We start from the raw sequence: 23887 nt of genomic DNA, 5'->3' as shown, positions 1-23887 counted from the left end.
GGCCGTTTTTCACAGAACACAGGAGTTGTAAGGATCACCATGATGCAAGACGCGTACTCTCTCACCGCACCGGATGACGACAAGTTGATTCCGTTGATATTCGATTCACCGCACAGCAGCCGCTTTTGCCCGCCTGACATGCAGGCTACCGCCCCGGAAGCAGCACTGATGTCGGGCTGGGATGCCTATGTCGATGAGTTATGGAGCGGCGCACCGCAAATCGGCGCAAGCTTGCTGGCGGCGCGTGTGCACCGCAGTTATATCGATTTCAACCGCGCCCGTAGCGACATCGATCCGGAACTGCTCGACCAGCCCTGGCCCGAGGCGCTGCAGGTGTCGGAAAAGAGCAAAGCCGGCATGGGTTTGATCCGGCGTTACGCCCTGCCCGGCGTGCAGATGTACGACCGCAAGCTGAGCATCGCCGAAGTGCAGCATCGCATCGATCGCTATTACGACCCATACCATGCGCAGCTGCAGGAACTGATCAACGAGGCGCACGCCCGCTTCGGCCAGGTTTGGCATATCGATTGCCATTCGATGAAATCGGTCGGCAATGCCATGAATATCGATAACGGCGCGCGCCGCCCGGATTTTGTGCTGGGCGATCGCGACGGCAGCGCAGCAGACCCGGCCTTTACCGAGTGGGTCGCCCGGCAGTTGCAGGCGCAAGGTTACGTAGTCAAGATCAACGATCCGTATCGCGGCGCCGAACTGGTGCGCGCTTATAGCAATCCGCAACACGGGCGATACAGTATCCAGATCGAAATCAACCGCGGTTTGTACATGGACGAGCAAAGCCTGGAGCGCAGCGCCGGGTTTGTCACGCTTCAGCACAACCTGACGCAACTCGCGGAGCAGATGACGAGGTATATTAGCGGCAAATTAACCTGAATAGAATCTGGATAGCATGGCCGACTATACCGTTGCCGCAGTAGATGAAGCCTTGGCGCTACTCTTGCTGGTGGCCCAAAGCCCGGGACATGGCGTGACCGAACTGTCGGTCATGTCCGGCAACACCAAGGCGCGCACCTTCCGCCTGCTGTACACGCTGGAACAACGCGGCCTGTTGCATCGCGAAGGCGACACGCCGACTTATCACCTTGGTTACAAAGCCCTGTACCTCGGCGTCGCTGCCCAGGAGCAGGTGAGCCTGGTGCGGGTGGCGCGCAGCCATTTGCGCGATATCGGCGGCATCTGCAATGAAAACGTCCAGGTGCGGGTGCGGGATGGTTTGGAAACCGTGTGCGTGGCGCGTTGGGAATCGACTCAGGCAGTACGGGTCCATACCGATGTCGGCAACCGGCGACCGTTGTATGCCGGCGCTTCCGGCAAGGTGCTGCTGGCGCATGCGCCGCCGCAGGTTCAGCAAGCGCTGTTCGACAGTGCCCTGACCCGCCTTACCGACAATACGATCATCGACCGTACGTTGCTGGAACAGGAACTGCAGCAAGTGCTGGCACAAGGTTACAGCGTTTCCTACGGTGAAAGATCAAGCGGTGCGGTGGCGATTGCGGCGCCGATCATGGATGCCGATGGCGCGGTAATTGCGGCCTTGGGCATCGCCGGCCCGGCCAGCCGTATCACGGCCGAACATCTGCCGGGTTTGATCGATCTGGTGGTGCAGCGTGCTGGCGATCTGTCGCTGGGTTTGGGCTACGCGTACCGCTAATCTGCCGCGCTGGCGTGTTCAGTTGTCTTTGGAAATATAGTTCGACATGCCACTGACCAACGCGTCAAAAACAATCCGGCAGCGCTCGCTGGAACGCAAATCCTCATGCATCACGATCCAGGTTTCGAGTTCGCTCGTGACCGCCTGCGGCAGAACCGGTAACAACTCAGGATTGAATTTGACCAACGCCTCCTGGCACATGCCGATGCCATAGCCGCTGCGTATCGCCGCCAGTTGCGCCAGCTGGTTGTCGGTAAATAACGAGAACATGTCGCGCATCAGCGGCAGGCCGCGCTTTTGCATGTTGCGGATGTAACTGGTTTCTTGATCGAAGCCGATCAACGCATGATTCTTGAGATCGGAAATGCTGGCCGGCATGCCGCATTGCTCCAGATAACGCCGATGCGCGTACAAGCCGAGTGGAATAGCGCCAACCCGGCGTGCGATCAAGGCGGCCTGGCTAGGCTGCACCATGCGGATCGCAATATCGGCATCGCGCTGCAACAGATCCTGGGTCCGGTTCGACAACACCAATTCAATCTTGATGGCAGGATGCGCCTCGCGCAGCGCGGTCAGGATCGGCGGCAAGACTTCAACCCCGACCACATCCGATACCGTAATGCGCACCGTGCCATGGCTGCTGGCGCTGGCGTCGGTCGATGCGCGGCGCAGGGCATTGGCGGTGGCGCGCAGGTTTTCCGCAAACGGACGCAGGGTCAATGCGGTATCGGTGGCCGCCAGCCCGGTTTGCGAGCGGGTGAATAATTTGATGCCTAACGCCTGTTCCAGCGCCTCTATCTGACGGCCGACGGTGGGCTGGGTCAGCCCCAGGCGACGGGCTCCGCCGGACAACGAGCCTTCTTCCATCACGGCCAGGAAAGCGCGGTACAGATCCCATCCAGGTTCTTGTGTAGTCATACAAATATGTATAGCAACTATGCTGAGATCACCAATTTTAAACTAAGAGCAGCACTGTTACGCTGGATTCCGTCAGGTTAATCAATTTACGGAGGTAATTTCCATGAAACAGAAAATAGCGTTGGTATTAGGAGCAACGGGCGGCATTGGCAACGCCATGGCAAAAACATTGATGCAGCGTGGCTGGCAGGTGCGGGCCCTGCATCGGCGCGCGGATCAGATGGTGGCCAGGGAGCGCAGCGGTAACCTTAGCGACAGTCTCGGCAGCGGCATCGTCTGGCGGCAGGGCGATGCGATGCATGAGCAAGACGTGATCGCCGCCGCCGACGGCGCGGATCTCATCGTGCATGCAGTCAACCCGCCGGCGTATCGTAACTGGGCGCAGCTGGTGATGCCGATGATAGAAAACAGCATCGCCGCAGCGCGTGTCAGCGGCGCCCGCATCGTCTTGCCCGGTACCGTATACAACTACGGCCCTGATGCCTTGCCGACGCTGAGCGAGACCTCGCCGCAGAATCCAGCCACCCGCAAGGGTGCGATCCGGGCCCAAATGGAGCGGCGGCTGCAGCTTGCCAGCCAAAGCGGAGTGCGTGCGCTGGTGGTGCGCGCCGGCGATTTTTTCGGGCCGCATATGGCAAATGCCTGGTTTTCGCAAGGACTGCTCAAGCCGGGCCAACCGGTCACCGCGGTCAGTTATCCCGGCAAACGCGGCATCGGCCACCAATGGGCTTACCTGCCCGATGTTGCCGAGACCATGATGCAATTGATCGAGCGCGAAGACGCGCTGGCTGATTTCGATACTTTCCACATGAACGGCCACTGGGATGCGGACGGTACGCAAATGGTTGCCGCAATCGGTCGTGTAACAGGGCAGCCGGGCCTCAAGGCAAAAAGCTTTCCCTGGTGGCTGCTGCCGCTGGCGTCGCCCTTTGTACCGGTCTTCCGCGAACTGCGCGAGGTCAGCTATCTTTGGCGGCAGCCGGTGCGGCTGGATAACCGCCGTCTGCTCAAGTTGCTTGGCAGCGAGCCGCATACAGCGCTTGACGACGCCGTCAAGGCTACGCTGACGGGCATCGGATGCTTGAAAACATAGCCGGCAGACAACAATATATTTTGCCGTGATCCAGCCTTAGCAAATCGTGTCGGGGGATAATGCGTACTGCAATTGATTCATAAACGGCTGCTATCGCAATAATTGCTATAAGCACAATAACCGCAATAATTGCAATATTCAGCCATCATTATTGGAAGTAACGCATTTTGAAGACGACAAGAACCAAACGCTGGAGCGGCAAGATGGACTCCCTGACAACGGCCTATTTGAAAGAAGTCATGGGCAAGATGGAAGTGTACGGCGACCGCGTGCAATTCGGACTGACCAGCCCGGGGCCGTGCCCGTATTATCAGCTTACCAACAGCGCTGAAAAGAAAATGGCATTCGACAGCAATAGCCATCTGTTGCACCCCAAGGAAGATGAATTTGTCGGCCCCAACGCCACGCCGGTATTCACCCTGGAACAAATCAAGACAGCAATCGCAGCCGGCGGTTTCCGCTCGGTTGGCGTCACGCGCGTAAGCTCTGCCGGCGGTCGCGTTGTCAGCCGTAGCGGCGGTACCCGCGGCGGCGCGGTAGCGATGAAAGCCAAGGATTTGATCGATGCGGCCAGATATGACTATTTCCGTAATAATCGCGCGACGCTGCCCGACGGCATCGGTGAGCATACGGCCGAAATCACAGACTTGATGCTCAAAGGCAGTTCAGCCGAAGATGCATTCGGCGAAGTCGTCAAACGGCATTTCTGATTGCGATTGCCGGAGTGTGGCCTGGCAGAGATGTCAGGCTTTTTTTTTATCAAGCCACTTCGTAATAAGCCAGGAACATATCCACCGCCGAATCCAGCACTTGCTGCTGCCGCGCCGCCGACAAAGGCGGCTGGTCCAGCGTAACCTGCGGCCAGAACGCAAAGGCTTTCAGCAAGCTTTGCAGCTGATGCGCCGCGAAGGCGGGATCCGCCGGCTTCAGCTTGCCAGCCTCCTGGGCCGCGCCGATCCAGATGCTGATGGCTTCTTCGCGCTCCTCCATTTTGGCGACCATGTCCTGGGTCCGCTCCGGCGAATGGATGGCGGCAGCGATCGCAACCCGCGCCAGATCCAGGAGATTGCTGTCGCTGAGCAAGTCCATCTTGATTTGCATCAGCTCGCGCAACTGCGCGCGCAGCGGCATATCATGACGAAAGGCCAGGGGCCCTTGTGCGGCTGTAGCTTGCCACAGGCGCAACAGGATTTCGGCAAACAATTCTTCCTTGCCCGGAAAATGGTTGTACACCGTGCGCTTTGAAACCTCCGCTCGCGCGGCGATCTTGTCCATGCTGGTGGTTTCAAAACCGTTGGCGCGGAATTCGGCAATTGCGGCCTGGATGATAGCCTCGCGTTTGCGGTCGGTAAGGCGTTGGACTGTGGCCATGGTGTGCTTCAGGATGACGGATAACTGAATTTTACACCAGGTAGTTTACTTCTCAATAAATAGAAACTACACTGTGTAGTGTAATAAGTTGACCGAAATGCAGGCGGTGGTGATTGGCAACAGCGACCGGCGGCAGCACACCAGGCAAAACAAGCAGTACAACAAGATCGGGACCAGCAATGAAAGTAATCCTATTTGGCGCCAGCGGCATGGTCGGGCAAGGCGTGCTGCGCGAGTGCCAGCTTGATGCCGAGGTTGAAACCGTGCTGGCCGTCGGCCGCAGCGCCGTTATCAACGTGTCCGGTAAATTGCGCGAACTGGTTATCCCGGATCTGATGCGGATTGCGGACCTGGCCGAATCATTGCAAGGTTACGACGCCTGCTTCTTCTGCCTCGGCGTATCGTCGGCCGGCATGTCGGAAGCACGCTACAGCGAACTCACCTACGACCTCACCTTGACCGTCGCCAAGGTGCTGGCGGCGCAGAACCCAGGCATGACCTTCATCTATGTCTCGGGCGCCGGCACCGATTCCAGCGAGCACGGCAGCAGCATGTGGGCCCGGGTCAAAGGCCGTACTGAAAACGCGTTGCTGCGCCTGCCGATCAAGGCCGCCTTCATGTTCCGTCCCGGCGTCATCCAGCCGCTGCACGGCGCGCGCTCCAAGACCCGGTCTTACCGCTTGCTCTACCAATTTTCTGCGCCGCTGCTGCCGCTGATCCGGCGGCTTTTTCCGAAACACGTCACCACTACCGAACAAATGGGACGGGCCATGATCAAACTGGCGCGGCAAGGTGGCCCCAAGCAGGTGCTTGAGGTGGCGGATATCAACGCCGTCTAGTTTTCTGCACCCGGGGAATGCTCAAGCCAGGCCATTGCGGCCATGCCGCAGAAAAGCCGGCCGCTGGCTCAGGCGTTCGAAGTAGGCCGCTACCGCCGGATATTCCGGATGCTGCAGCGGCGTCATCAGCCAGCGATTGACCGACAGGCCAAGCGGCACGTCGGCCAGCGAGAAGGTATCGCCTAAAATATAGGCGCCGGTCGTCGCCAGTTGCTGCTCCAGGATGCCGATGTGTTTCGACCAGCTGGCCACCGAAGCCGCCAGCGTGGCCGGGTCGGCGTAAGCGGGATTCCTCCTCACCAGCGCCACGAATGCATAGCGCCAGGCGTTGTTTAGTTCAGTCGCCTGCCAGTCCATCCACTGCTCGACCTTGGCCCGTTCGCGTGGAGCGGTCGGCAGCAAAGCGCCGTCGTCGTAAGCCGCGGCCAGGTAGCGGATGATGGCGTTGGATTCCCACAGCACGAAATCGCCGTCGCGGATTACCGGCACCATCGCGTTCGGATTCAAGGCCAGGTAATCGGCCGTATCGGTAGCGCGAAAGCCGCTGCCCCAGTCTTCCCGTTCGAACGGCAGGCCCAGTTCATCGCATGTCCAAAGCACTTTACGGACATTGATTGACGCCGCCTTGCCCAATATTTTCAACATGAAAATCCTCTTTTCCTATCGCTAAACCTGGTTTTTGTGCTAAAGATACGACCGCCTGCAAACGAAATTTTAAAAGCAATTTGTCTCAAACGCCCGTTTGCGGTAGTCTACATCGCCGATTCCAAGCAAATACGGTGCTAGAATTTGCAACTCACCACTTTTTTTGAGGATTTAACGAAATGAACAAAACCGAATTGATCGACGCCATTGCCACCGATTGCGAAATCTCGAAAGCCGCTGCACAGCGCGCTTTGGAATCCGTCGTAGACAACGTGATCAAGGCCGTGACTAAAGGTAATACTGTTCAGTTGATTGGATTTGGTTCGTTCTCTTCCGGTAAACGTGCTGCACGCGTCGGACGCAATCCACGTACCGGCGAAGCAATCAAGATTGCTGCAGCCAAGACCGTCAAGTTCACAGCTGGTAAAGCATTCAAAGATGCAGTGAACAAAAAGAAGAAATGATGTAACGAAAGCCCCTTGAAGAAATTCAGGGGGCTTTTTTTTCGTCGGAAGAATTTCTGAGCCCTCATCACCGCCCGCTTAACCACCCTACCCAAATCGCCAGCCACTCCATCCCTGATTTGAGATCAGCGTAAGTTGCAGTTTCAGTATCCGTCGCGTAACATTAATTTCGCTAACCGTCATTGGTTCGCTGCGAAGCAGCAAAGGACTGTGATTGCCGGCTCAAAGCCATGTTTTGTCGTTTTTCGGAGCGATAAAACAAGGTCGAAACGGACATCGGGTAAAAAAATCTCCCTTGGTAGACCTACGATCGGGGGAGAAATGATTAAATAAGTTCGAAACAGATGCCAACGAAGTGGCCTGTATTTTTATCAGCAGGTGAAACGATGATCCGACAGTGCCTAGGTTGCTTGATACTTGCGGTGTGCGGCCTCGGCAGCGCAGTTGCCGCCGGTCCCGATTGCTCGCGTCCCTTTACGCTCGCATTGCACGATCACGGCTTGCTCTATTCCGTCGACACGGACAGCGGCATCGACAAGGATTTTGCCGACGAGCTGATCCGTCGCAGCGGCTGCAAAGTCAGCGTCAGCCTGATGTCGCGCGCCCGCATCTGGCAATTGATCGAGTCCGGCGCGCTCGATTTCAGCCTGTCGGGCATCACCAATGCCGAGCGCGACCGGTTCGCAGGCTTTGCCTGGTACTTCACCAATAAATATTATTTGTTGGTGCGCAAGGATTCCGGCATGCGCAAACTGTCCGATTTCGAACACAGCGACAGCTTTCAACTCGGCGTCATCCGGAGTTTTCGTTACAGCGAATCCGCCAACCGCCTGGTCGACAAGCTGACCGCCGCCAACCGCGTCAGCCAGGCCAACGGCCTCGCTCCGCTTTACCAGGCGCTGCTCGTCAGCCGTATTCAGGGCATGATCATTGAGCCTTTCGATTACCCGGCCCTGGAAGAAAAGAAGATCCGCGATATCACGACAGTCATTGAATTCAACGATCCTGCCGTGCCGCACGGCCTCATCATGTCGAACAAGGCGCTGAGGGTGGCCGAGCAGGACAAGTGGCGCGCATTGGTCAACGAGATGCGTGCAGACGGCACTGTTCGCCGTATCTTCGAGAAATACTTCAGTTCCGACTTCGCCGATCCCATGGTCGAGTTCCAGGCCTCGCCGTGAGTTGGCCACGTCCGATCCTGCTACCGCTGCTTCCCGTGTTTATCTTGGTTGCTGCGCTCGGCGTCACCTGGGTGGTTTGGGATCACGAACAGCAAGCCTCGCGCAAAGAGTTGCTATCGCAGTTCGACATTTCCCTGCGCGAGACCGTCAGCCGGGTCGAACTGCGCATGGCGACCTATGAACAGATGCTGCGCGGGGTGCAGAGCCTGTACGTCGTCACCAGCGAGATGGATCGCGATAGCTTCAGCAACTACGTCAGTTCGCTCAATCTTGACGCCAATTTTGCCGGAATCCAGTCCATCGGCGTTGGCAAATGGGTTCCCGCGATGGATAAAGACACCCATGTCGTCGCCATGCGCCGGATCGGCCCTGCCAATTACTCGGTCAAGCCGGACGGGCGGCGCGAAAATTACGTGCCCATCATTCAACGCGAACCTGACTACGGCAACAATCGCGCCCGTCTCGGTTTCGACATGTGGTCCGATCCTGAGCGGCGGCTCGCCATGGAGAAGGCGCGTGACTCAGGTTCTCCGGCGGTTTCCGGGAAACTCCAGCTACTCGTGGATATCGGGACAGATTCGCGGCCCGGCTTCATCATGTACCTGCCAATCTATAACCGGGGCCAGCCGCATGACAGCGTCGCCGAGCGTCGCGCCCACCTGGCCGGCTGGGTCTACGCAACTTTCCGCATGAGCGACGTGATGGCCAGCCTGTACGGCGTGCTGCCGCCTGGCCTGGCTTTTGCAATTTACGATGGCGTCGAACCGTCCGCCGCCGCGCTTACCTACCGCTCGCCCGAAGAAGGCGGGCGGGGCCTGCCTGCTGTCATGTCGGCGAATGAATATCTGGTCATCGCCGGACATAACTGGACGCTTTCCATGAGCGCCACGGATGACTTCAGAGGCCGCTTCAGGCGTAACGCCGAGCTGCCTATTGCCGTTACCGGTATCGGCCTCAGCCTGCTGCTGGCGCTGCTCTCCTGGTTATTGGTGACCGGCCGCAGCCGGGCCATGCAGCTGGCCGCCACGATGACCACGGAATTGCGCGAGAGCGAGGAGAAGTTCCGCGCCATTGCCGACTGCATGGTCAACTGGGAGGTCTGGTGGGGGCTGGATGGCAAGCCGCGCTGGATCAATCCGTCCGTCAAGGAATACACCGGCTATACGGTGGCGGAGTGCATGGCAATGCCCGACCTGGCGACCGCGCTCATCCATCCTGACGATATGCCCCGTGTGGCGCCGGAGTTCCGGAAAGCGCTTCAGGGCTTGCGCGGCGACGATCTGGAATTTCGTAGCGTGCGCAAGGACGGTTCGCTGTTCTGGCTATCGATTTCCTGGGCGCCAATCTGCGATGCCAAGGGTGCTTTCACCGGTTTCCGCACTAGTGGACGCGACATCACCGAGCGCAAACAGGCCGAGGCCGAACTGCGCATTGCGGCGGTCGCCTTCGATTCGCGCGAGGGCATGATGATCACCGATGCGGAGTGCAGGATACTGCGCGTCAACGGCGCTTTCACCGAAAGCACCGGATACGCTGCGGCGGAGGTGGTCGGCCAGACCCCGCGCATGCTGCAGTCGGGCCGCCACGATGCGGCATTTTTCCGCGAGATGTGGGAAGCGATCCGCAACAGCGGTGGCTGGCAGGGCGAGATATGGGATCGCCGCAAGAATGGCGAAGTGTATCCGAAATGGCTGACGATCTCGGCGGTGACAGGCGATGACGGTGTGGTGACCCACTATATCGGTACCCATCACGACATTACCGAGCGCAAGATATCGGAAGAAAGAATCAAGGAACTGGCTTTCTTCGACGCCCTGACCCATTTACCCAACCGCACCCTGCTGCTGGATCGCCTGACGCAGGCCATCACGCTCAGCGCCCGCAATGAAACCTGCGGCGCCCTGCTGTTCGTCGACCTCGATCATTTCAAGACACTGAACGATACCCTCGGCCATGACCAAGGCGACCGGCTGCTGCTGCAAGCGGCGCAACGCCTGGCTGCCAGCGTGCGTGAAGTCGACACGGTGGCGCGGGTGGGCGGTGACGAGTTCGTGGTCGTGCTGGGAAGCTTGAGTGAACATCCGCAAGAGGCTGCCAGCCAGACTGAGGCCGTGGGCGAAAAAATCCTCGACGTACTCAGTAAAGTGTATCAGCTTGAAGATATCGAGTACCGTTGCACCGCCAGTATCGGCGCCACCTTGTTCCAGGGACATCAGACGTCGATTGACGAACTCCTGAAGCAGGCCGACCTTGCCATGTACAAGGCCAAGGAGACAGGCCGCAACGCCTTGCGCTTCTTCGATCCGGCCATGCAGACCGCGGTGGTGGCACGCGCCACGCTGGAGGCCGGGTTGCGCAAGGCGATCGAAGACAAACAGTTCTTGCTGCATTACCAGGCCCAGGTAGTCGACGGTGACACCATCACGGGCTCCGAAGCACTGGTGCGCTGGCAACATCCACAGCGCGGTATCGTGCTGCCTGCCGATTTCATCCCCATGGCTGAAGAAACCGGATTGATCCTGCCGTTGGGGGACTGGGTGCTGGAAACCGCCTGCCGCCAACTGGCGCTATGGGCAGCATGCCCGGAAATGGCGCATCTCACGGTGGCGGTAAATATCAGCGCCCAGCAGTTCCGCGAACCTGATTTTGTCAGCAAGGTGCTGGGGATCATCAGTCAAACCGGCGCTAATCCGAGCCGCTTGAAACTGGAACTGACGGAAAGCCTGCTGGTGGACAATATGCAAGACATCATCCAAAAGATGTATGCGCTCAAAATCAAAGGCGTGTTTTTCTCGCTGGATGATTTTGGCACCGGCTATTCCTCGCTTGCTTATTTGAAGCGTCTGCCGCTGGACCAGTTGAAGATCGACCATTCGTTCGTGCGCGATATCCTGTTCGATGTCAACGATGCCGCCATCGCCAGGACCATCCTGGCGTTAGCCAATAGCCTTGGCCTGGAAGTCATCGCCGAGGGAGTCGAAACCAAGGCGCAACGGGACTTTTTGCTCAGAGCCGGATGCTATGCCTATCAAGGTAACTACTTTTGCCGGCCGCTGCCGATTGAAGGATTTGAAGAATTTGTGCGGACGGCTGGATTGCCGTCGACGGCTATCCGCATGCGCGCGCAAGGCGGGATGCCATGACAGTAAATTTCATTGGCAACAACATAGGGGCAGCCCGCGCATTCCCCCGCAATAAGAGGATTTCATGAACGATACACCGCTGACCTTTTCCCGCCGCGAGCTGCTCTTGAGCGCGCTGTCCGCCGCTGCTGTTGTTACTATCCCCCGCCTCGCCCTGGCTCAAGCCAGGGAAACACTTCCTGCCGACGCCCATTTTTCAACCTTGCTGGCTGATTTTGCAGATGAAATCCTGCGCCTGTCGCCGACTTCAGCCACCTCGCTGGGACTCGATTCCGGCGCCCGCGTCGCACTCAAATCGCGTCTGCCGGATGCCTCACCCGCCGGTCAGGCTGCGTGGGCCGGCCAGGTGAAATCGATGTTGGCCCGCATGGCAACGCTGGACCGTGCCAAGCTCAGCCCGGATGCGCAAATTCGCTACGACAGCGTGCGTTATGCGGCGAACGAAGGGGTGGACGGCCTGCGTTTTTCGTTTGGTGGCGCGGCCAGCGGTTTCTATGGCGGCACGCAGCCATTCCCGGTTACCCAGCAGGACGGCGCTGTAACTGCCGTGCCGGAGTTTCTCGACTCGCAGCATAAAATCGTCAACGCAGCCGACGCCGAAGCCTATCTTGAGCGCATGACAGCGATGGCCCGTATGCTCGACCAGGAAAGTGCGCACATCGCCGAGCAGGCCGCCAAAGGCATCATGCCGCCCGATTTCATTGCACACACCGCGCTTAACCAGCTGCGGAATTATCGCAAGACCCCGGCTGCGACGCAGAAACTGGTCACCTCGCTTGCCGGGCGCACGAGGAAACTCGGCATCGCCGGCGATTGGGAAGCACGCGCGACGAAGCTGGTGAATACGCTGGTGTATCCGGCGCTGGACCGCCAGATCGACACCTTCGCCAAGGCTACCGCCAAAGCCACCGATGTCGCCGGCGTACATCGCTTACCCGACGGCGCAGCGTATTACGAATGGGCGCTGAAGCTGGGCACGACGACCACCCGCAGCGCCGCAGAAATCCACGCGATCGGGTTGGAGCAGAACAAGATGCTACAAGCCCGTATTGACGCCATCCTCAAGGCGCAAGGTATCACCCGGGGTACAGTCGGCGAGCGCCTGCTGGCTCTGTCGAAAGATCCGAAACGCTTCTATGCCGACAATGATCAAGGACGCGAGCAGCTGATCGCCTATTGCAATGAGCGGGTTGCCATAGTTCGCGCGCTGATGCCGAAAATTTCGCATCTGGGCCTGAAAGCGCCTTTGGTGATCAAGCGTGTGCCGCCCGACATCGAAGCCGGCGCCCCGCTCGGCTATATGAATTTCGCCGCGCTGGATGGATCGCGGCCGGCGATTTATTACATCAACCTGAAATCGACCACGCTGTGGCCGAAATCCGAAATTGCCACGCTGACCGCGCATGAAGGCATTCCCGGCCACACCTGGCAGGGCGCGTATCTGGCCGAGCACCATGCCGACCTACCGCTGATCACTTCGATGATGGGCTTCAACGCTTTTATCGAAGGCTGGGCGTTGTATGCCGAGCAGCTGGTAGATGAATTTGGCGTGTACGCGGACGATCCGTTCAGCCAGATCGGCTATCTCCAGGCACAGCAGTTCCGCGCCTGCCGCCTGGTGGTCGATACCGGTCTGCACGCGATGAAATGGACACGGCAGCAGGCAATCCGGTTCATGATCGAGAACAGCGGACGCGGCGCCACCGCCATGACCAGTGAAGTCGACCGCTATTGCGTGTCACCGGGTCAGGCCTGCGGTTACAAGATGGGACACAATGAAATCCTGCGCCAGCGCGAACGGGCCAAAGTGGCGTTGGGCGGCCGGTTTGATCTGGCGGGCTTCAATGATGCGCTGGTGAAAAGCGGCGGCGTGCCGTTGACGGTGTTGCCGACTGTGGTTGATCGGTATATTGCCGAGGTGAAGACGATATAGGTGCATATTCCGGTTCCTGTGCGCATCGGCGTTAATCACCGTTAAGACCTAATCTGTACAGCGATAGAAAAATGAAATATGAAAAGCCGGCAGACGGTAATCAAGAACGGCGGGAGAGACGCCGATCGTCACGATTGCTGCCGCCCCGGCCGTCGTCGACGGCCATGTCGCCCGAAGACGCCATTCTAAAAAAACAGGCGCGAGAGCAGAAGGACGCGCTGGTGCGCGGCGTCACTTCAATACAGGAAATGCGTGCGGCGATCAAGCGTGCGAGTCGCGACCTGCCTGTCATTTCTGCGGTACCGCGCATCGGCACGCTCGACGCTGTTGCATTCCGCATGCGTGCAGCAAAAGGCCTGCCGTTCGTCGTCACCGGGCTCGTCGGCAAGTGGCCACTGTCCGCTCTTACGCCACAAACGCTGCGCGACCGCTTTGGCGAGCTGCACGTGCGGGCGAGGGTTGGCGACTATATCAATACCGCTTTCGCGCCTGACCGGGCGATGCAGGATATGTCTCTGCTGGCGTACCTCGAGCTCGTCGCAAATGACACGCAGGACCTGCCGCCCTATCTGGGTAATCTCGAATTACGTGAATTGAATACGTTGTGCCACTGGCCCGCCTATTTTAAAAAAATGGGCCCGCCACGCTTTTGGCTCGGTCCGGCAGGAACGGTGACGCCGTTGCATTGCGACTATGACGATAATATTTTTTCCCAGATCTGGGGCACAAAGCGTATTTTCCTGTCGCCGCCTCACCACGATGAATTCCTTTATCCACGCGAGGCGAACGCCATCTTGTTCGGCTCACCGTTTGACCCGGAGGCCCCGGATTTCGAGAAATTTCCGCTGGCTCGCCAGGCCGCGATGATCGAATGCATCATGCAGCCGGGTGAGCTCCTGTATGTGCCGGCGGGGTGGTATCACCAGGTTCGCTCGCTGACCTTTTCGCTTTCGGCGAACCGATGGGCCAGGGCGCTGCCGTTGACATTGAATGGGGATGCTTCGTTGAAGGCTGGTTAAGGTGATGGAATTCGGCTGTTTCGGGGCAGTAGCGGTCATCTAAATTTGAAGGTAATTTAGACGGCAAGCGAGTGTCTAGCAGATTCGTGGCGATTCACTCTGACCCGCCTGCCGACGCTGCCCAATAGCCGCATCGGGGAATTGCTGCCGCATCACTGGATATCGGCCGACTATTCTTTGCCATCATGGGAAGGTCAAGTCCAAACCGAGCATCCTGGCAAGGACGAAGGTGACGAGCCCCAGGCTCAAGAGCGATAGCACGGAGACTGCGGCCACCTTGCCGCCCGCGCGTAGCACCGCGCGCTTCTCCTTCTCCTTCTTCCCTTGATCGTAATGCCACTTGATGGCGAAGAACATGCCCGTGCCGAGCACGAGAACCTTGAACGTAACGAAGACTATAGGGATCCAATCCATCATTTTGAGTATTTCCAGGCTATTACTTGACGCTATCTATTGTGAGGAGCACTACCTCAAAACGCTGCTTCAGCAGCTTCATTTTTTGTTTAAAGCATCCCCTCAGGCATCCTGCTTGAATCTTTCATTACATCTACCTATGAAATAACAATGGCATCCAGCGGAGTGATTTGCCGAATGCAGATGAGAGAGGAGAAAACGTCAGCGACTGCCATGCAAGGATGGTGTTGCTGCACGTTCTGACACATACTACTTAAAAACAATTTCCATACATTGAGACAAAATGTCCCAGTTGAAAACCATGCAAGATGAAAATTTGCCAATCTGGTTGCCGCGATTGGCCGTGCACGGCGGGCCACGTTTTTTGCAGATTGCGGATGCGTTGCAGGCGGCGGTGGTAGACGGATCGCTGAAACCGGGTGACCGTCTACCTCCGCAGCGTCAGTTGGCAGCACAGCTGGACGTCGACCTGACAACGATCACGCGCGCATACGACGAAGCCAGACGCCGCAACTTGCTGGAGGGCCGCGGCGCTCGAGGCACTTATGTCGCGGCGCCGAAAGTCGAATTGACCTCGATCCTCGACCTGAGCATGAATACCCCGCCACCGCCGGATGGCGTGGACTTCGACGACATGTTGAAACAAGGTTTGTCTCAAGTATTGATGAGGGCAGATAATGAATTGCTGATGACTTACCACTTGGGCGGGGGAAGCGACTCCGACCGTAAGGCTGGAGCCAAATGGCTCGAACCGATGTTTGGACATCTGGATTCTCGACAGGTTGTTGTCTGTCCGGGTGCGCAAGCGGCGATCGCCGCATTGATCCTTGCGCTGACGGAGCCTGGCGATGTTATCCTGGCAGAACCAATGAGTTATCCCGGCTTGCGTGCCGCAGCGACCCAATTCGGCCGGCACATCATTGCGGTGGAAGCGGACAAGCACGGGATGGTGCCTGAGATGCTTGAGGAAGCGTGCCGCCAGCACAAGCCTGGGCTGGTCTACCTCAATCCGACATTACAGAACCCGACCGCCATCACCATTCCGGAACGCCGGCGCAAGGAGCTCGCCAGCATCGCGAAGCGCTGCAATGTACGCATCGTCGAGGACGATCCCTATTGGCTCCTTGCCGATGCCCCGCCGCCACCTATTGTCACGTTTGCCCCGGAACAGGTGTACTACATCTCAACCCTGTCGAAATGCCTGACGCCCGGCTTGCGTGTCGCTTTCGTGCTAATACACGACCCGCACGAACGCGAACGTTTCCTGGTCGCGCTAAGATCATTTGCGCTGATGGTCGCTCCTCTGACGGCCGCACTGGCCACTCAGTGGATCCTCGACGGTTCGGCTGACGGATTGATGGAAGGTGTACGCAACGAGGCGCGCCTGCGCCACCGGATGGCTCGGGATATTCTGGCGGGGCGATACAGCGGCGCCGGAGACGGCCTGCATATATGGCTCGAGTTGCCGGCGTATTGGAACTCCTCACAGCTTGCGCGTGCAGCCGACAGCGAGGGCATCGCAGTCACACCGGCGGAGGCATTCGCAACTGGCAGCGGATCCGTGAATGCAATTCGGATCTCCTTGGGTAGCATCAAGGACCGTGGACGCTTACAGGCGGGTCTTCAACGACTGTCTCATCTGCTTGCGCGGCGGCCCGAGTCGTTCAGCGCTGCTGTGGTTTAACTGTCCAGGAAACACTGTGCTTCATCCGGGAGTTCTCTCAATGCGGTCGCACATTGGTTTGCTGCCTCAGTGTTTATGCATCGTGAGATCACGCGCGAAAGTGAACAGACTGAAAGAAAGCTACGTTAGCCGTGCAGCACAACGTCCGCCTGGGGGCGAAATCAACCCGTTGCGACCGCCTCAAAACGGCCAGGAGCTGCCGCCCAAACTTACAATTCAATTGGCAATGCGACTTAGACTCTATCTGCGATTGAGAGGCGTCAACCGCACATTTTTTTAAGGAACCACTAATGAATATGCTGGAACTTCAAGATAAATTTGCAGCCGAGCTCATGTCTTCAGTGAAGGCACGTTGGGATTTAATCCAGGTTCACTATGAAAATATGGCCGTAGACGGCGAGAGTCATGAAATATTTTTAGCTTTTTATTTCGTGGACGGAATGAAAAATCAGTTTAATTTGAATCTTAAGTGCCTTGATGTGCTGCTTGACCTGAGCAAACGTCAGCCAGAAAGCCAGGCCGAAAAGTGGACATGGTTTGAGTTTGTAATTGACAGCGCCGGGAAATACAAATTTAATTATAAGTACGGTATGCCGCCTCATCTTGCCACTGAGCTGAAATATTCCAAACCATGACCGCCTGCAATCGGCCACAAACGGACTTTCGTCGGCAGCATTGAACTGCATTTCCATTATTTTGGCAAATATCGATGATTTCACTTCTAATAAATAATTCGAACTCCGATAGCAGTGCGAGTTGCGAAACCAGGTTTGGTGGAAAACCTAGCGCTCCTGGCCACAACTTTGCATGGCCCACCTGCAAAACGTGTAACGGGAATATGCAATTTCTTGGTCAACTTCGGTTGAAAAAACAAGATGATGGCGAGCCTCTACTACTCTTATTCATGTGCCAAAATGACCCGGGCCTATGCGATGAATGGGACGCAAATGCCGGTGGTAATAAAGTTGTCTCGGTTGACTGTCAGTCCTTGAGTTTGGTTGAGCCACCAAACGGAGGAGACACTATTCGTCCTATTCTTCACGGCGCAATACTTGTGGATGTGGAGAGTGAGAACTACGATACGGCGCGCGTAGACTGGGCTGTGGCGGCCGATGTAAATCCGCAGGAAGTTCTTGGTCAACTTGCTGGGCAGCCTTCTTGGATACAGGGTGAAGAGGTTCCCGTCTGCGACTCATGCAACAATCCGATGTCCTTTGTGGCTCAATTAGAACAGGGACCGGATTGGGAAACTGCTATGAATTTTGGTGGAGGTGGCTGCGCATACGTCTATCGATGCAGCTGTGGAAAGCATCAGGCAAAGATGCTTTGGCAGTGTTAAGTAAGACTGCAGTCGGCTCCGGTCATTCGGTGATCTCTGTCGTCTGCCAACTGACCGTCAGCAACGCCTCAGGGTGCCGGCGTTCTGCGTGGCGGCGTCAACTTAGCTGGGACAGGATCGAAATATCGTAGCGGGAATGATCGGAGGGGAGCATGATCTAAGCAAGGGCCGCAATCGGGCTGCGGACGGTTTAGGAGTGAATTGGCATGACAACTAGGATCACTGTAGCCGCTGACAACGTCAGGATCGGCGATATTATTTACAACGGACTTGCTGGCACTGGCAAACACCCAACCTACGCCTGGGAAGCTATCACCCAGGTCAATTCGGTGGATGGACTGATTCAGCTGATTACGGGCCGTCTCGACGGCCCCCACGGTGAATTCTGGTTCGAGCCGGACGAATCAGTTGTCGTGGTTCGCCACCCACCGGCAGAGCCCAAACCAGCTATCGCAGAGCCCCATAACAAGCGAGCTCACGGGCATTAGGACAGGCTTTATCCTTGGTGGTGGTTGCATGATGGCCCATTGGCGCCACAAAATACACGGGCTGCGACCGGTGTCGGCGGCTCCGGCCATTCGCGCCGTGCTCTCACCTGATATTGCTTTGGCAATTTTGGTGTGGCAGCATACGACGTTAAATTCTAGCTCCTTTCTTCAGACATCTGATATTGAGTGATTAGAATTTGCATGACAGGATTTTCAATTGCGTTAGCCCTGCGCACTTCTGGAGAAATTATGTTTGACCACGTCAAATTCGGAGTCAGCGACTATGCAGAGAGCAAAGCGTTCTTCCTCAAGGCACTCGAACCGCTCGGCGTAGCTGTTGCCTCGGAGGGGCCTCCGACCTATGGCGTCGAGCTTATTGGCCCGACGAGTAAGGCTTCATTGTGCCTGTACCAAACCGAAGAGAAACCGGCGCATCTTCACTTGGCGTTCACGGCCGAGAATCGCCAGCAGGTGGAAGCTTTCTATCGCGCAGCTCTGGAGGCGGGTGGCAAAGACAACGGTGCGCCTGGTCTACGCCCGCACTACAACGCGAATTACTATGCAGCTTTTGTCATTGGTCCGGACGGGCACAACATCGAAGTGGTTTGCCAAGAACCTTAGGCGTACGGCCGGCCGCGTTCGGCGGCAGTCGGCCAGAACCGGACGTTTGACGGCAGGACTTATCTAATTCTGAGAAAACGATGACTATTAAAGAGTTGACTGCGGTGCTCCAACCTCCTGAGGTTCCTATCGAAGCTCCTTCGTCTGGGGGATGGTCTGAGGTTGAGCGTAGATTGAAAACTGCATTGCCGCAGGATTATAAAGATTACGTCGAAATATTCGGTTCGGGGGCAGTCAGCAATTTCCTATGGATTCTTAATCCATTTTCAGTCAACCCGAACCTGAATTTGGAGCAGCAGCTCAAGACTCAAACAGACGTGTTGGGGGACCTTCGAAATTATGGTGAGGACGTGCCGTACAGATGTTTTCCTCAAGCTGGCGGGATTTTCCCCTTCGCTCTCTCTGACAACGGAGATGTTTTATATTGGCTAACGAACGGTCTGCCGGCGGAATGGACTGTTGTCGTCAACGAAGCCCGAGGACCAGAGTGGCAACATTTCGACTTACCCATGACTGATTTTGTTACAGGCGTTTTGACTAAGAAATTCTCCTGTCATATATTCCCCTCAAATTTCCCTGGGCAGTTTCCTAATTTTTCACCGAAGTGCTAGAGGCTTAAGATATGCCTATTGGCCTGAACCCTTGCAACTGGCTTATAACGGCCAAGTGCGGCCCGTCGAGCGTCCCCCGCTGACTGGCCGTTTCAGACTGGTTGCAGTCACTAGGCTTTGATGTAACGCCAACCAGTTCTACGCAAAATGCGTTCTTCATCTACATTGGAACGAACGGCGGCTAATATGGGTAGAGCAGTCGTTGACGGAAGTTTCTCAACGGCTGACTGGCGTTCCAAAGCCTGGCAGGCAACTCACAACCCGCTGCGGCCTCTTGACCTCACGCGCAGACTCAATAGACGCTTGCGAGGTATAACGGTCGTTCGCTTATTCCCTTCCACGTTGAGGGGGCGAGCGTCAACAATCGCAGCGCAGACGGTGCTAGGGCACGCCGTTGCCTGGTATGTTAAAAAACCCGGGTTCCAAGCGTGACATTTCGCTCCGTCGACAAATACACAACTTCTCCAGGGCCCTGCGGAACACCGAGCATCAACACTTCAGATGTGAACCCAGCAATGCGCCGCTTACCTAGGTTAACCGCGCAGACGACAATTTTATCGATCAATTCCTCAGGCTGATAAAGCCCGGTGTACTGGCCGCTTGTCGTTTTCACTCCGAGCTCCCCGAAGTCAATCCATATTTTATATGCCGGCTTTATTGCTTCCCGGTTTAGTTCAACTTGTGTGATTTTGCCGGTTCTTAAGTCCAGCAATTCAAAAGCCTCAATAGGGGTCATGGTGTCTTCGAAAAAGTATGATTAGATGCCGCGTGGTATTTCTCCGTCATGGCAGAGAAATGCGTTTAGTTTTACCTATGTGTTGATTCCGGTCAATGTGTGAAAAGTAGGAGGGAAAGCATTAAAGCTCCTACTTTAAATTGAAAAATTTGAAGCAAAAACGCGGCTACCATCCAATCAACTAATCAGCACCCGTTTCGCAACGATTAAAGCAGTTGCTTTACCAGATCTACGGTCGAGCTCACGTTGTATTTCCTCAAAAGTCGTGTCCGGTAAATGTCCACGGTCCGAGGGCTGATTCCCAGCGCTTTACCAATTTCCTTTCCTGTTCGTCCCTCAATCAGGAGTGCGGCAACGTCGCGTTCCCGAGGAGTCATTGAAGCATGTTGCGCGTTCACGACATCTCTTTCTTTGGAAAGATTGGTAAAAGCCCACAAGGTTTCTTGATAGGGATCGTCGCGGTTTATCGCAAAACCGCTTACATGAACCCAGAACAATTCACCGGTCAATTTCTTCATCACACGGTCATCGGCGTAGCGGCCCTTCTCACGCAAAAAGGGAGCTATGCGTTCTCCCGTTTTTTCAAAATCTGCCTGTGTGGGATAGAGGGACTGGAAGGAATTTCCAATCATGTCCTCACGTTTGCCGCCAAACATTTCGGCGAACGCATTGTTGCAATCAACGATCACTCGAGAGCGACCTATAGCCTGCCCGACTGGGGCGTTGTAAAACGCTGCCCTGTAGTCAATCTCATTATTGCTCAGCAGCAAATTGGCCGTCTGCATGTTGTTTCTCCGTAAATCGGCCGAACACTTAAGTGTTCGGCACCTATAGACTTAAGAGATTAACACACCTACAGTATTAATACATTAGGTATGGAGAAATGATGAAGAAAATTCTATTGAAAAATGCTTCGATCCTTGATTTGGCTCGCGGTGAACTGATAGCCGGAATGAACGTGCTGATCGACGGGCGCAACATTCTGGAGGTAAGTGGCGCTGATTTAAGTTCAAGCGCCGAGGAAGTGGTTGATTTGCAAGGCCGGACTTTAATGCCAGGTCTGATCGACTGCCATGTTCATGTGATGGCCTCGCACGTAAATCTAGGGCATATGGCCAATATGCCTAACGCGTTTGCGTTGATTCGGGCGCTACCCATCTTGAAGGAAATGCTGCACAGGGGTTTTACGACGGTTAGGGATGCTGGTGGGGCCGATTGGGCGCTTGCACAAGCAGCCGACAATGCCTTAATTGAGTCACCCCGTATATTCCCCGCAGGAAAAGCGTTATCACAAACAGGCGGTCACGGAGATTTTCGAGCTCGTAGCGACCAACTTGAGCCATGCGCGTGTTCGTTTCGAATTGGCAATATTGCGAGAGTCGTCGATGGCGTCGACGATGTGCGCAGAGCAGCTCGCGACGAGCTGACCAAGGGGGCCACACAAATCAAGATTATGGCCAGCGGCGGTGTTACGTCACCTAACGATCCTATTGGCAATACTGGGTTCTCTATTGACGAGCTCAAAGCGATTGTTGATGAAGCAACTGCTTGGCAGACCTATGTAATGGCACATGCTTATACGCCACGAGCGATCCGACGCGCGATCGAAGCTGGTGTCCGTACGATTGAGCATGGGAATCTGATCGACGAAGAGACCGCGCATTTTGTCAAAGACCACGGTGCTTTTGTCGTTCCAACCTTGATCACATACGACGCACTTTCCACAGAGGGCCCCGGACTGGGGTTGCCACCGGAATCAATCGCCAAAATTGATGACGTCAGGCTGGTCGGTAGGCAAGCTATTTCGCTGCTGCACCGGGTTGGAGTGAAGATGGGTTTCGGTAGCGATCTGTTGGGTGAGTCGCACGTTCATCAGTCGGAGGAGTTGAAAATCCGCGCCGGATTGGTGGGGACGCTAGATGCACTCCAGTCGGCAACAACCGTAGCCGCCGAGATATTGCAGCGAGAAGGAGCCCTTGGCGTCGTGAAGGCCGGAGCAATTGCAGATCTTCTGATCGTTGATGGCAACCCTTTGGTCGATATCGACCTCCTATTGGGCCAGGGCAAATTTATTCCCGCGATTATGAAAGATGGTCGCTTCGTTAAGAATCAGCTGTCGAAGAACGCCTCATAACGAAAAGAAATTCTCTGCTTCGTTTAACCGAAAGCCAATCAAACCTATTTTGGCGAATAGCTAAATATTGTGAGCATCCTAAAAATTATGAACGCGCCAATTCTAAGTATTCAAAACCTGCAGTGCCACTTTGGTGGATTGAGAGCGCTGGATGGCGCATCGTTCGAGATTGCGAGCAAAAAAGTGACTGGGTTAATCGGTCCAAACGGTGCAGGGAAAACTACCTTATTCAACTGCATTACCGGATTAGTGCCAAAAACTGCAGGAATAGTTTTGTTCAAAGGACAGGACATCAGCGGCAAGACACCCGACAAGATTACCCAGCAGGGTCTGATTCGCACTTTTCAGCTTGCAAGAGGTTGCCCGCGAATGACCGTATTCGAACATTTGATGTTGTACGGTCGAAAGCAATCTGGTGAAGGTGTACTGGCAGGCCTGATCAGTGGAAGTCGAGTGAGGCGTGAAGAGCAAGAGTTGCGTGAGCGTGCCCTAAGCATGGCGCGAGTTTTAAAACTGGATCATGTGCTCGACAATTTGGTGACTGATCTATCTGGGGGACAAAAAAAACTGCTGGAGATTGGTCGCGCACTCATTTCTGAACCAGACATGATTCTTCTCGACGAGCCAATGGCGGGCGTCAATCCAGCTCTGGTGGAGCAAATAGCCGAGCACCTTAAAGTCATCCGTGCCCGCGGTGTCACGGTGCTTCTAATCGAACATGAAATGGCGCTAATTGAACAGCTATGCGACGAGGTTGTTGTAATGGCAGCCGGAAAATTTCTCACAAGAGGAAGTTTCAAAGACGTCGCTAGCAACAAAACAGTACAAGAAGCCTATTTGGGAATGAAACGATCATGACGACATTGCACATCAAGGACGTTCGGGGCGGATACGCCACGGCCGAAGAAATCGTTAAGGGAGTACACCTGTCTGTCGAACCGGGAGAGTTGGTTGTGATCATCGGGCCGAATGGCGCGGGGAAATCAACTTTGCTAAAACTTACGGCCGGACTGCTGAAACCCAAATCGGGTGGAATTTTTCTCGATGAACATGCCGTGCAACCTGGTGATGCAGCCGCTGCCTGCAAAAATGGCCTCAGCTTCGTCCCTCAAGAAAAAAATGTATTTCAGAATCTGACCGTGCTCGAAAACCTCGAAATAGGTGGGTATCTATTGAAAGGCGATCGCAAACGAAGGATAGAAGAACAACTAGAGCGTTTCCCACTGCTACGTCAGCGTTTGAAAGACAAGGCTGGCGGCCTGTCTGGAGGGCAGCGCCAAGTGCTCGCAGTAGCAATCGCGCTTATGACACAACCCTCGGTATTGCTGCTCGACGAACCTACTGCGGGCCTATCCCCAGCAGTTGCTGACGACATTTTTGAACAGGTCAGAACGCTCGCCGATAACGGGCTTTCAATTCTCATGGTCGAACAGAATGCATTGATAGCGTTGGAGTATGGCACCCGCGGCGTGGTTCTGGTTGCGGGCAAAAAGATTCGAGACGAAAAAGCAGCGCAACTAATAGCGGACGAACAGATTCGTCAATTGTTCTTAGGCAGTGGAATAGTCCATTAATTTAACCGGGG

General features: G+C 55.8%; 25 protein-coding genes. 19 read left to right on the top strand and 6 right to left on the bottom strand.

Features of this window, described 5'->3' with window-relative positions; genetic code table 11:
• Window positions 1-39 precede the first annotated feature (39 nt).
• Together BM205_RS04420 and BM205_RS04415 are read left to right on the top strand one after the other, a co-directional pair.
• A complete protein-coding gene (locus tag BM205_RS04420; RefSeq protein ID WP_092412968.1) occupies window positions 40-891 on the top strand; it encodes an N-formylglutamate amidohydrolase in 852 nt (283 codons plus the stop codon).
• A gap of 16 nt (window positions 892-907) precedes the next feature.
• The gene (locus BM205_RS04415; protein ID WP_092412966.1) at window positions 908-1669 is read left to right on the top strand and encodes an IclR family transcriptional regulator; all 762 of its coding nucleotides are present in this window, start codon (window positions 908-910) and stop codon (window positions 1667-1669) included.
• Between the two features lie 18 nt (window positions 1670-1687).
• On the opposite strand, the gene BM205_RS04410 is transcribed toward BM205_RS04415, so the two are convergent.
• Window positions 1688-2587, bottom strand: coding sequence for a LysR family transcriptional regulator (locus tag BM205_RS04410; protein WP_092412964.1), 900 nt, complete (start codon window positions 2585-2587; stop codon window positions 1688-1690).
• Between the two features lie 97 nt (window positions 2588-2684).
• Here BM205_RS04410 and BM205_RS04405 point away from each other — a divergent pair, with 97 nt between their 5' ends.
• Together BM205_RS04405 and BM205_RS04400 are read left to right on the top strand one after the other, a co-directional pair.
• The gene (locus BM205_RS04405; protein ID WP_371326457.1) at window positions 2685-3680 is read left to right on the top strand and encodes an SDR family NAD(P)-dependent oxidoreductase; all 996 of its coding nucleotides are present in this window, start codon (window positions 2685-2687) and stop codon (window positions 3678-3680) included.
• A 203-nt stretch (window positions 3681-3883) separates the two neighbouring features.
• Window positions 3884-4390, top strand: a complete 507-nt coding sequence (locus BM205_RS04400; protein WP_254783741.1) for a hypothetical protein — start codon at window positions 3884-3886, stop codon at window positions 4388-4390.
• 49 nt (window positions 4391-4439) lie between these two features.
• On the opposite strand, the gene BM205_RS04395 is transcribed toward BM205_RS04400, so the two are convergent.
• Entirely contained in the window at window positions 4440-5051 is a 612-nt protein-coding gene (locus BM205_RS04395) for a TetR/AcrR family transcriptional regulator (protein WP_092412958.1), read from the bottom strand.
• Between the two features lie 179 nt (window positions 5052-5230).
• Between BM205_RS04395 and BM205_RS04390 the strand changes: the two genes are divergently transcribed.
• The gene (locus tag BM205_RS04390; RefSeq protein WP_092412957.1) at window positions 5231-5890 is read left to right on the top strand and encodes a Rossmann-fold NAD(P)-binding domain-containing protein; all 660 of its coding nucleotides are present in this window, start codon (window positions 5231-5233) and stop codon (window positions 5888-5890) included.
• A gap of 21 nt (window positions 5891-5911) precedes the next feature.
• Here BM205_RS04390 and BM205_RS04385 read toward each other — a convergent pair whose 3' ends face one another.
• A complete protein-coding gene (locus BM205_RS04385; protein ID WP_092412955.1) occupies window positions 5912-6535 on the bottom strand; it encodes a glutathione S-transferase family protein in 624 nt (207 codons plus the stop codon).
• A gap of 179 nt (window positions 6536-6714) precedes the next feature.
• Here BM205_RS04385 and BM205_RS04380 point away from each other — a divergent pair, with 179 nt between their 5' ends.
• The 5 genes from BM205_RS04380 (at window position 6715) to BM205_RS04360 (ending at window position 14275) form a co-directional block, all read left to right on the top strand.
• Complete coding sequence (locus BM205_RS04380; protein ID WP_092359892.1) at window positions 6715-6999, top strand: HU family DNA-binding protein; 285 nt, start codon at window positions 6715-6717, stop codon at window positions 6997-6999.
• A gap of 386 nt (window positions 7000-7385) precedes the next feature.
• Complete coding sequence (locus BM205_RS04375) at window positions 7386-8180, top strand: substrate-binding periplasmic protein (protein WP_092412953.1); 795 nt, start codon at window positions 7386-7388, stop codon at window positions 8178-8180.
• Window positions 8177-11323 carry a bifunctional diguanylate cyclase/phosphodiesterase gene (locus BM205_RS04370; RefSeq protein WP_092412951.1) on the top strand — a complete coding sequence of 1049 codons (3147 nt, stop codon included), beginning with the start codon at window positions 8177-8179 and terminating at the stop codon, window positions 11321-11323. Before BM205_RS04375 ends, BM205_RS04370 begins: the two co-directional genes overlap by 4 nt.
• Window positions 11324-11387: 64 nt before the next feature.
• Window positions 11388-13256 (top strand): DUF885 domain-containing protein, encoded by a 1869-nt coding sequence (locus BM205_RS04365; protein ID WP_092412949.1) that lies wholly within the window; start codon window positions 11388-11390, stop codon window positions 13254-13256.
• Between the two features lie 71 nt (window positions 13257-13327).
• Complete coding sequence (locus BM205_RS04360) at window positions 13328-14275, top strand: cupin-like domain-containing protein (protein ID WP_092412947.1); 948 nt, start codon at window positions 13328-13330, stop codon at window positions 14273-14275.
• 183 nt (window positions 14276-14458) lie between these two features.
• Here the strand turns inward: BM205_RS04360 and BM205_RS04355 are convergent, their stop codons facing one another.
• Window positions 14459-14692 (bottom strand): hypothetical protein, encoded by a 234-nt coding sequence (locus tag BM205_RS04355; protein WP_092412945.1) that lies wholly within the window; start codon window positions 14690-14692, stop codon window positions 14459-14461.
• Window positions 14693-14990: 298 nt separating this feature from the next.
• Here BM205_RS04355 and BM205_RS04350 point away from each other — a divergent pair, with 298 nt between their 5' ends.
• The 6 genes from BM205_RS04350 (at window position 14991) to BM205_RS04325 (ending at window position 19432) form a co-directional block, all read left to right on the top strand.
• A complete protein-coding gene (locus BM205_RS04350) occupies window positions 14991-16373 on the top strand; it encodes an aminotransferase-like domain-containing protein (RefSeq protein WP_092413348.1) in 1383 nt (460 codons plus the stop codon).
• 290 nt (window positions 16374-16663) lie between these two features.
• On the top strand, window positions 16664-17008 hold the full coding sequence (locus tag BM205_RS04345; RefSeq protein WP_092412943.1) for a hypothetical protein: 345 nt from the start codon (window positions 16664-16666) through the stop codon (window positions 17006-17008).
• A 203-nt stretch (window positions 17009-17211) separates the two neighbouring features.
• The gene (locus BM205_RS04340; RefSeq protein ID WP_092412941.1) at window positions 17212-17712 is read left to right on the top strand and encodes a hypothetical protein; all 501 of its coding nucleotides are present in this window, start codon (window positions 17212-17214) and stop codon (window positions 17710-17712) included.
• Window positions 17713-17918: 206 nt separating this feature from the next.
• Complete coding sequence (locus BM205_RS24420) at window positions 17919-18200, top strand: hypothetical protein (protein WP_092412939.1); 282 nt, start codon at window positions 17919-17921, stop codon at window positions 18198-18200.
• A 249-nt stretch (window positions 18201-18449) separates the two neighbouring features.
• Window positions 18450-18821 carry a VOC family protein gene (locus BM205_RS04330; RefSeq protein WP_092360216.1) on the top strand — a complete coding sequence of 124 codons (372 nt, stop codon included), beginning with the start codon at window positions 18450-18452 and terminating at the stop codon, window positions 18819-18821.
• A gap of 80 nt (window positions 18822-18901) precedes the next feature.
• Window positions 18902-19432 (top strand): SMI1/KNR4 family protein, encoded by a 531-nt coding sequence (locus tag BM205_RS04325; protein WP_092412938.1) that lies wholly within the window; start codon window positions 18902-18904, stop codon window positions 19430-19432.
• Window positions 19433-19838: 406 nt separating this feature from the next.
• Here the strand turns inward: BM205_RS04325 and BM205_RS04320 are convergent, their stop codons facing one another.
• Both BM205_RS04320 and BM205_RS04315 read right to left on the bottom strand, forming a co-directional pair.
• A complete protein-coding gene (locus BM205_RS04320; protein WP_092412937.1) occupies window positions 19839-20168 on the bottom strand; it encodes a tRNA-binding protein in 330 nt (109 codons plus the stop codon).
• 206 nt (window positions 20169-20374) lie between these two features.
• The gene (locus BM205_RS04315; protein ID WP_092412936.1) at window positions 20375-20953 is read right to left on the bottom strand and encodes a PAS and helix-turn-helix domain-containing protein; all 579 of its coding nucleotides are present in this window, start codon (window positions 20951-20953) and stop codon (window positions 20375-20377) included.
• 101 nt (window positions 20954-21054) lie between these two features.
• Between BM205_RS04315 and BM205_RS04310 the strand changes: the two genes are divergently transcribed.
• From BM205_RS04310 to BM205_RS04300, 3 genes are all read left to right on the top strand, one after another.
• Window positions 21055-22302: a metal-dependent hydrolase family protein gene (locus BM205_RS04310; RefSeq protein ID WP_092412935.1), complete on the top strand. Its 1248-nt coding sequence runs from the start codon at window positions 21055-21057 to the stop codon at window positions 22300-22302.
• Between the two features lie 87 nt (window positions 22303-22389).
• Window positions 22390-23160, top strand: a complete 771-nt coding sequence (locus tag BM205_RS04305; protein ID WP_092412933.1) for an ABC transporter ATP-binding protein — start codon at window positions 22390-22392, stop codon at window positions 23158-23160.
• Window positions 23157-23876: an ABC transporter ATP-binding protein gene (locus BM205_RS04300; RefSeq protein ID WP_092412931.1), complete on the top strand. Its 720-nt coding sequence runs from the start codon at window positions 23157-23159 to the stop codon at window positions 23874-23876. The genes BM205_RS04305 and BM205_RS04300 overlap by 4 nt, the downstream gene beginning before the upstream one ends.
• Window positions 23877-23887 lie beyond the last annotated feature (11 nt).

The sequence above is a fragment of the Collimonas sp. OK307 genome (genome assembly GCF_900113705.1).
GTDB lineage: Bacteria > Pseudomonadota > Gammaproteobacteria > Burkholderiales > Burkholderiaceae_D > Collimonas.
The sequence above is the reverse complement of the archived record's forward strand: the minus strand, read 5'-3'. Positions and strand labels throughout refer to the sequence as shown.

Bases quoted from the DNA above. Each gene is read 5' to 3' on its own strand.
- BM205_RS04420 (WP_092412968.1), top strand. From the start codon at position 40: ATGATGCAAGACGCGTACTCTCTCACCGCACCGGATGACGACAAGTTG.
- BM205_RS04415 (WP_092412966.1), top strand. From the start codon at position 908: ATGGCCGACTATACCGTTGCCGCAGTAGATGAAGCCTTGGCGCTACTC.
- BM205_RS04410 (WP_092412964.1), bottom strand. From the start codon at position 2,587: ATGACTACACAAGAACCTGGATGGGATCTGTACCGCGCTTTCCTGGCC.
- BM205_RS04400 (WP_254783741.1), top strand. From the start codon at position 3,884: ATGGACTCCCTGACAACGGCCTATTTGAAAGAAGTCATGGGCAAGATG.
- BM205_RS04395 (WP_092412958.1), bottom strand. From the start codon at position 5,051: ATGGCCACAGTCCAACGCCTTACCGACCGCAAACGCGAGGCTATCATC.
- BM205_RS04390 (WP_092412957.1), top strand. From the start codon at position 5,231: ATGAAAGTAATCCTATTTGGCGCCAGCGGCATGGTCGGGCAAGGCGTG.
- BM205_RS04385 (WP_092412955.1), bottom strand. From the start codon at position 6,535: ATGTTGAAAATATTGGGCAAGGCGGCGTCAATCAATGTCCGTAAAGTG.
- BM205_RS04380 (WP_092359892.1), top strand. From the start codon at position 6,715: ATGAACAAAACCGAATTGATCGACGCCATTGCCACCGATTGCGAAATC.
- BM205_RS04375 (WP_092412953.1), top strand. From the start codon at position 7,386: ATGATCCGACAGTGCCTAGGTTGCTTGATACTTGCGGTGTGCGGCCTC.
- BM205_RS04365 (WP_092412949.1), top strand. From the start codon at position 11,388: ATGAACGATACACCGCTGACCTTTTCCCGCCGCGAGCTGCTCTTGAGC.
- BM205_RS04360 (WP_092412947.1), top strand. From the start codon at position 13,328: ATGAAATATGAAAAGCCGGCAGACGGTAATCAAGAACGGCGGGAGAGA.
- BM205_RS04355 (WP_092412945.1), bottom strand. From the start codon at position 14,692: ATGATGGATTGGATCCCTATAGTCTTCGTTACGTTCAAGGTTCTCGTG.
- BM205_RS04350 (WP_092413348.1), top strand. From the start codon at position 14,991: ATGCAAGATGAAAATTTGCCAATCTGGTTGCCGCGATTGGCCGTGCAC.
- BM205_RS04345 (WP_092412943.1), top strand. From the start codon at position 16,664: ATGAATATGCTGGAACTTCAAGATAAATTTGCAGCCGAGCTCATGTCT.
- BM205_RS04340 (WP_092412941.1), top strand. From the start codon at position 17,212: ATGCAATTTCTTGGTCAACTTCGGTTGAAAAAACAAGATGATGGCGAG.
- BM205_RS24420 (WP_092412939.1), top strand. From the start codon at position 17,919: ATGACAACTAGGATCACTGTAGCCGCTGACAACGTCAGGATCGGCGAT.
- BM205_RS04330 (WP_092360216.1), top strand. From the start codon at position 18,450: ATGTTTGACCACGTCAAATTCGGAGTCAGCGACTATGCAGAGAGCAAA.
- BM205_RS04325 (WP_092412938.1), top strand. From the start codon at position 18,902: ATGACTATTAAAGAGTTGACTGCGGTGCTCCAACCTCCTGAGGTTCCT.
- BM205_RS04320 (WP_092412937.1), bottom strand. From the start codon at position 20,168: ATGACCCCTATTGAGGCTTTTGAATTGCTGGACTTAAGAACCGGCAAA.
- BM205_RS04315 (WP_092412936.1), bottom strand. From the start codon at position 20,953: ATGCAGACGGCCAATTTGCTGCTGAGCAATAATGAGATTGACTACAGG.
- BM205_RS04310 (WP_092412935.1), top strand. From the start codon at position 21,055: ATGAAGAAAATTCTATTGAAAAATGCTTCGATCCTTGATTTGGCTCGC.
- BM205_RS04305 (WP_092412933.1), top strand. From the start codon at position 22,390: ATGAACGCGCCAATTCTAAGTATTCAAAACCTGCAGTGCCACTTTGGT.
- BM205_RS04300 (WP_092412931.1), top strand. From the start codon at position 23,157: ATGACGACATTGCACATCAAGGACGTTCGGGGCGGATACGCCACGGCC.